General features: G+C 54.7%; 6 protein-coding genes. 2 read left to right on the top strand and 4 right to left on the bottom strand.

Annotation, left to right across the window (positions count from 1 at the left end; all coding sequences use genetic code 11):
* Positions 1 to 853, top strand: an 853-nt coding sequence (gene cmoB / locus AB7E14_RS17660; RefSeq protein ID WP_428169743.1) for a tRNA 5-methoxyuridine(34)/uridine 5-oxyacetic acid(34) synthase CmoB, incomplete at its 5' end; no start/stop codon positions are given.
* Between the two features lie 183 nt (positions 854 to 1036).
* Here the strand turns inward: cmoB and cutC are convergent.
* Together cutC and AB7E14_RS17650 are read right to left on the bottom strand one after the other, a co-directional pair.
* Complete coding sequence (gene cutC / locus AB7E14_RS17655; protein ID WP_043000351.1) at positions 1037 to 1783, bottom strand: copper homeostasis protein CutC; 747 nt, start codon at positions 1781 to 1783, stop codon at positions 1037 to 1039.
* Positions 1784 to 1785: 2 nt separating this feature from the next.
* Complete coding sequence (locus tag AB7E14_RS17650; protein ID WP_044328618.1) at positions 1786 to 2355, bottom strand: VOC family protein; 570 nt, start codon at positions 2353 to 2355, stop codon at positions 1786 to 1788.
* Positions 2356 to 2593: 238 nt separating this feature from the next.
* Here AB7E14_RS17650 and argS point away from each other — a divergent pair, with 238 nt between their 5' ends.
* The gene (gene argS, locus AB7E14_RS17645) at positions 2594 to 4327 is read left to right on the top strand and encodes an arginine--tRNA ligase (RefSeq protein ID WP_044257623.1); all 1734 of its coding nucleotides are present in this window, start codon (positions 2594 to 2596) and stop codon (positions 4325 to 4327) included.
* A 47-nt stretch (positions 4328 to 4374) separates the two neighbouring features.
* On the opposite strand, the gene AB7E14_RS17640 is transcribed toward argS, so the two are convergent.
* Positions 4375 to 5514, bottom strand: coding sequence for a glycoside hydrolase family 88/105 protein (locus tag AB7E14_RS17640; protein WP_054176297.1), 1140 nt, complete (start codon positions 5512 to 5514; stop codon positions 4375 to 4377).
* Between the two features lie 4 nt (positions 5515 to 5518).
* Positions 5519 to 7102: an MFS transporter gene (locus AB7E14_RS17635; RefSeq protein WP_044327045.1), complete on the bottom strand. Its 1584-nt coding sequence runs from the start codon at positions 7100 to 7102 to the stop codon at positions 5519 to 5521.
* Positions 7103 to 7194 lie beyond the last annotated feature (92 nt).

The following is a 7194-nucleotide window of genomic DNA, read 5'->3' as shown; positions in this document are numbered from 1 at the left end:
GCAGTGGTCAAACGCTGTGGATTTTCTGCCGGTACTGACGCCGTTCCGTCTTGATTTATTACACAGCGTGTCGGCGGAAAGTGAAGCGCCGCTGAGCCCGGGGCAAATCAAGCGTATCGACACCCTGATGCGAAATCTGATGCCATGGCGTAAAGGGCCATACTCGCTGTATGGCGTGAACATTGATACTGAATGGCGTTCTGACTGGAAATGGGATCGCGTACTGCCGCATCTGTCGGATCTGACCGGTCGCACGATTCTGGATGTAGGTTGCGGCAGCGGCTACCATATGTGGCGCATGATTGGCGCGGGCGCGCATCTGGCTGTTGGTATTGACCCGACGCAACTGTTCCTGTGCCAGTTTGAAGCGGTGAGAAAGCTGCTGGGGAACGATCAGCGTGCGCATCTGCTGCCGCTGGGTATAGAACAACTTCCGGCGCTGAATGCGTTTGATACCGTCTTTTCGATGGGCGTGCTTTACCATCGCCGCTCCCCGCTGGAGCATCTCTGGCAGTTGAAAGATCAACTGGTGAAAGACGGCGAACTGGTGCTCGAAACGCTGGTGGTGGAAGGCGACGAAAACACTGTGCTGGTGCCGGGCGATCGCTACGCGCAGATGCGCAACGTCTATTTCATCCCTTCCGCGCTGGCGCTGAAAAACTGGCTGGAAAAATGCGGCTTCGTTGATGTTCGCATCGCGGATGTCTGCGTGACGACGACCGAAGAGCAGCGCCGTACCGAATGGATGGTCACCGAATCGCTGGCCGATTTCCTCGACCCGAACGATCACAGCAAAACGGTCGAAGGCTACCCCGCTCCATTACGTGCCGTATTAATTGCGCGTAAGCCGTGATGTTGTGGGTTGTAGGCCGGATAAGGCAGTAGTCGCATCCGGCATTTTGCCGGGGGCGCTTCGCGTGCCCGGCCTACAACGTCATTCATCAGCGAAATTTAGCGTAAAAAAAGGCCCCTGTTGAATGGGCAGGGGCCTGGTACGAGCAAGCATCATATTGGGCGACATGATGCAACGGTAAAATCATTTGGCCTGATGGCGAACAATGATTCCTTTCATTTCAGCAACCGACTTGCCGTCTACCGCATAGCGGGAATATTCATCCGCTTGCTTATCTGTCGACATTGACAGACCCTGATTGCGATAGCGCATAGGTGAAACCAGCAAGGTTCCGGCGGAACTGTGTACTTCCCGTACTCCGGCATCCAGGAAACGCGGCAGATTTTCTGCGCGAACCCCCGCTCCGGCCATAATGATTGGAGCACCGGGGTGAGCAATAAGTTCAATAATATTTGCTAAACCTTGCACTGCATCGGATTTCTGCCCCGACGTCAGCACTCTGGCGACACCCAGTTCCGCAAGATTATGTAGTGCATTTAACGGATTAGCACACATATCGAACGCGCGGTGAAAGGTCACAGCCAGAGGACCTGCCGCGTCCATAATCTGCCGCATGCGTGGCATGTCGACATGACCGTCAGGATCAAGAATGCCTGTCACCAGTCCGGGAAAACCCAGTTCACGCACGGTCCGTACATCGTCCAGCATCGCCGCGAACTCACCGTCGGTATAACAAAAATCTCCACCGCGCGGCCGGATGATCGGATGTACCGGAATCGTCACCGCCTGACGAACCGAGCGCAGCACGCCCAGTGATGGCGTTAAGCCCCCTTCTTTTGGCGCGGCGCACAGTTCAATGCGGTCCGCACCGTTTTGCTGCGCCGTAAGCGCGCACTCCATGCTGTAACAACAGATTTCCAGCAATGTCATATTCACTCCTGTTGCTGTTCGCTGGCGACGATTGCCTCAATCGACCACGGGTGGAATTTGACGGTGACCTTCCCGTCAGTGACCGCCAGCGTCGGGTTCGGCAGACGTTCGTGTTCCCCTTTCGGTGAACTGGTTTTCACAAAAATGCCCGGCTGGCTCAGTCCGTCATCCGAAAGCAGCGCTAATGCGCGGGCATTCAGGGTTTCAGGAGCGCCAGGCAGGACAATCTCAATGTGTTCCCACCCTTCATGAGGATACCGCTTTTCCCCGGGCCACGGCAGTTCCACAATGCTAAAGCGCCAGTGCGCGACGCACACCGGCTCATGCAGTTTGAACAGACAAATTGGTCGCCCGTTGATGGTATTTTCCGACAGCAGCTCGCCGCATTGTTCAAATCCTCGACGCCAGCGTTCAGCAGTGGCGTTCTGATGACAACGCAGAGAAATGTGATCGGCCTCAAGCGGTGCAACATCCAGACCGAGGCGAGTGGAAAGTTCTGTGAACGCCTGAGTGAATCGCGGTAAATCTGCGGAAATATCATGCAGTTCGTCAATGGTCTGCCAGTTCGCCATAATAAGAGCTCTTATCGGTGTTCAAAGCCGCTAATTTACTCCGTTGACCTCCCGCAACCAACCGTAGATTGCAGGATTTGCGGTATGCATGCTTATGCACTCCTTTAACGCTTATTTTCTGTACGCGCTTACGGCTGCGCAGTGCTGACGCAGGGGGGCATTTGCAGTATACTCCCGCCCTTAATTCTTAAACTGGTGCGGTAAACATCAACCCGCTTCATCAACGTAAGGTATTCCGGTGAATATTCAGGCTCTTCTCTCAGAAAAAGTCAGTCAGGCCATGATTGCTGCAGGCGCGCCTGCAGATTGCGAACCGCAGGTTCGTCAGTCAGCAAAAGTACAGTTCGGCGACTATCAGGCCAATGGCATGATGGCAGTTGCTAAAAAACTGGGTATGGCTCCACGACAACTGGCTGAGCAGGTGCTGACTCATCTGGATCTGAACGGTATCGCCAGCAAAGTTGAAATCGCGGGCCCTGGCTTTATCAATATCTTCCTCGACCCGGCATTCCTGGCGGAACATGTGGAACAGGCGCTGACCTCCGATCGTCTCGGCGTGACTAAACCGGCGAAGCAGACGGTGGTTGTCGATTACTCCGCGCCAAACGTGGCGAAGGAGATGCACGTCGGCCACCTGCGCTCCACCATTATCGGTGACGCCGCCGTGCGTACCCTTGAGTTCCTCGGCCACCACGTTATTCGCGCCAACCACGTCGGCGACTGGGGCACTCAGTTCGGCATGCTGATCGCGTATCTGGAAAAACAGCAGCAGGAAAACGCCGGTGAAATGGCGCTGGCGGATCTCGAAGGTTTCTATCGTGAAGCCAAAAAACACTACGACGAAGATGAAGCCTTCGCCGAGCGCGCCCGTAGCTACGTGGTAAAACTGCAGGGTGGCGACGAATACTTCCTGCAGATGTGGCGCAAACTGGTCGACATCACCATGTCCCAGAATCAGATCACCTATGACCGTTTGAATGTAACCCTGACCCGCGACGATGTGATGGGCGAAAGCCTGTACAACCCGATGCTGCCGGGGATCGTGGCCGATCTAAAAGCCAAGGGTCTGGCCGTCGAAAGCGAAGGCGCCACCGTCGTATTCCTTGATGAGTATAAAAACAAGGAAGGCGAACCGATGGGGGTCATCATTCAGAAGAAAGATGGCGGCTATTTGTACACTACCACCGATATTGCCTGCGCCAAGTACCGTTATGAAACATTGCATGCCGATCGCGTGCTCTATTACATCGACTCCCGTCAGCACCAGCACCTGATGCAAGCGTGGACCATCGTGCGTAAAGCCGGTTACGTGCCGGACGCCGTGCCGCTGGAACATCACATGTTCGGCATGATGCTGGGCAAAGACGGTAAGCCGTTCAAAACGCGCGCAGGCGGTACGGTGAAACTGGCAGACCTGCTGGACGAAGCGCTGGAACGCGCCCGTCGTCTGGTGAGCGAGAAGAACCCGGACATGCCGGCAGACGAACTGGAAAAACTGGCCAACGCCGTCGGGATTGGCGCGGTGAAATACGCCGATTTGTCCAAAAACCGCACCACCGACTACATCTTCGACTGGGATAACATGCTGGCCTTCGAAGGCAATACCGCGCCTTACATGCAGTATGCCTACACCCGTGTGCTGTCGGTATTCCGTAAATCCGGTCTGGATGAAAATGATCTGGCGAACGCCAAGGTACAGCTCAGCGAAGATCGCGAAGCGCAACTGGCTGCCCGTCTGCTGCAGTTTGAAGAAACGCTGACCGTTGTTGCGCGTGAAGGGACGCCGCACGTAATGTGTGCCTACCTGTATGACGTCGCCGGTCTGTTCTCAGGCTTCTACGAACACTGCCCAATCCTGAGCGCAGAAAACGAAGAAGTTCGTAACAGCCGCCTGAAACTGGCGCTGCTGACGGCGAAAACGTTGAAGCTCGGTCTGGATACTCTGGGTATCGAAACCGTAGAACGCATGTAAGCGATAAACAGAACCCGGCAAATGCCGGGTTCTGTTTTTTCAGGCTATCAGAAATACTTCCGCAAATACTCCGTCAGACACAGCATCGCCATCGCCTGGCCATAGGGCATAGAAGTCAGCGGAATCGCCCGGTAGAAGTCGAGATCGTGGCCCATGCCCGTACCGAAAGACGTTTGCAGCAACTCCCCTTGCGGTGAAATGTTCCGCACAATTCCACGAATCGCTTTTTCCGCCACCTCGGCATAGTCCGCACTGACATAACGCTTGCGCACCGCTTTTAAAATTCCGTAGGCAAATCCTGCGGTAGCGGAGGCTTCCAGGTAGGAGTGCGGATCGTCAAGCAGCGTGTGCCACAACCCGCTTTCATCCTGACAGTTCGCCAGCGCAGCAATCTGCGCATTCAGCACCTGTACCAGATAGCGGCGCACGGCGTTATTTTCTGGCAGATCCACCAGTTCGAGGAAGTCCGGGATCACAATGGTCAGCCAGCTATTGCCGCGTGCCCAGCGGGCACTGGCAAAGTTATGATGCCCGTCGTAATTCCAGCCGTGGAACCACAGGCCAGTCTCCCGGTCCATCAGATTCTGTACGTGCAGCAAAAACTGATAGGTCGCCTCTTCCACATATTCAGGACGCTTAAGCAACTTACCGATTTTCGCCAGTGGCAGCACCGTCATCATCAGGGTGTCATCCCACATTTGTTGATGGTTCTCTTCCGCCAGCGTGATGTGCTGCATACCGCCGTGATCGGTGCGCGGCATCTCATACATCGCCCATTCCGCCCATGCGTCAAGCCACGGCAGATAAGCGGGATTACGCGTCTCCTCGTAGCGATACGCCAGAGTCAGAAACGGTGCCATCGTGTTGACGTTTTTGGTGGTGGTCCCTTCGGCAAAACGGTCAGCAAACCAGTTGTCGATGATGTCGCGTATCGTTTCGTCGCCGGTCTGCTGGTAGTACTGATACATCCCGTACAACCCGACGCCGTGCGTCCATTCCCATCCTGCCCAGCCTTTGGTGTCTATCACACGTCCGTCGTCCAGGCGCAGCAGAAATTGACCCGTCTCGTCCTTGATGTTCACCAGATTGGTCGTCACCGTCTGAATTAACGCTTTCAGCGCTTCCCGTGAGATAAACCGTTCCGGCTGACGCAGTAACGAGCTATGTTTGACAGGCCAAACCTTCATATCTTTACCCTCTGTGATAAGTCGAATTCCATATCGCAGCCTGCTTCAGTGAAGGAGCCGCGGGTTTATTACGATTCAGGTAACCAATATTGTTGTTACCCCAAAGTGATTCATACGGCAGCCCGGCAAGCATCTCGACGGTGGCGCGTGCCTGTGGGGTAATACTTTCCGGCATTGTGCGACCGGATTCGCGCATTTTCACCGTCTCTTCACGCAGCGTGCTGTGGGTCTGCAAATTCAGTTTAAAGCGCAGGGAGACCAGGAAGCCGCAGGCCAGCACCAGCAGCGTACCGCAACTGAGAATCAACAGAATGGTATGGCTGACAGCTTCAGGCTGCGTGCTCTGCCCTGAAACAAAGCCCGACATTTGCATGACAATCCCAACCAGCATCACCGCCCCTGCCTGCGACGCTTTACGCGTCAGGGTCATGATCCCGGCGAAGATCCCTTCGCGGCGCTGACCGGTAATGACTTCATCGACATCCGCAATGTAGGTGTAAGTGTTCCACGGAACGTAGTTGATACCGCCGCGGCCCAGCCCCGCCACCGCAGAAACCAGCAGCAACAGAGAGTAAATGTCGCTCAATCCGGCGTAGTAAAGCACCGCGTAAGAGAGCGAGCTCAGACCGAACAACACCACGACCATTCGATAGGACGGCGCTGGCCCAAAACGGATGCACAGCGGGATCATGGCAATAACCGCAATGAACTGGAAAATCGCCATCGTACCGAGCAAATTCGACGCCATTGACGCTTCCTGCATCAGGACAAACACCACATAGTAGGTAAAGACGGCGTTGAACACGTCCTGCGCGATGTAACCGCCGAGATACATCCCCAGATGTTGACGGAAAATCTTAATCCGCAGTGTGGAACTTAACTCTACGAACAGGCGGTTCATGCTCTGGCCGAAGGTGAGACTTTTTTTCTCTTCTTCCGCCCGCAGCGCCGCTTCCGTCCACTCTTCACGCGGGCGTTCCCAGGTAAAGAACCAGACAAAAGTCAGCATCAGTGCGCACAGTACTGAGAACACCAGGCTTGCATAAAAGAAGGAGATGGGGTTGTCCTTGCCGAAGGCGGTTAACAAAATGCCGGGCAGGAAAGAGGCCAGAATGGCGGACATTTGCGCCATTCCGATACGCGCACCGGAAAACTTGGTTTTCTGTTTGAAATCATCGGTCATCTCAGGCACCAGCGTTTCGTAAGGCACCAGAATCATGGTATAGACGATATCAAACAGCAGATAGGTCAGCAGGTAATACCAGAATCCCATGTCCCCTACCCACATCAGTGAATAGCTGAATACACATGGGATCCCCAGCAAGATAAAGAACTTACGCCGACCAAAGCGTTTACCGAGCCAGGTGGAACCGAAGTTATCGGTCAAAAAGCCCATCAGCGGACTGACGACAGCATCAAGCACCCTTGCAGCCGCAAAGATGAAGGTCGCTTCGATAGGAGAAAGCCCGCAGAACGTCGTATAGAAATAGAGCAGCCAGGCTGCCGTGAGCGCCGTGGTGCCTGCTCCCAGAAAATCACCTGAACCATAGGCGAAATAATTCACCAATCCAATTTTACGTGTTTTCATTGCCGTTAACCCTGCAAATGGTTGGGGGACTCCCGGCCGGTTGGCTGCGCCAAAGGAGTTCTTACACGGCTACAGTAAGAGCTTACAAAGTG

It is taken from the genome of Citrobacter sp., from assembly GCF_050252275.1.
Taxonomy (GTDB): domain Bacteria; phylum Pseudomonadota; class Gammaproteobacteria; order Enterobacterales; family Enterobacteriaceae; genus Citrobacter_A; species Citrobacter_A amalonaticus.
The sequence above is the reverse complement of the archived record's forward strand: the minus strand, read 5'-3'. Positions and strand labels throughout refer to the sequence as shown.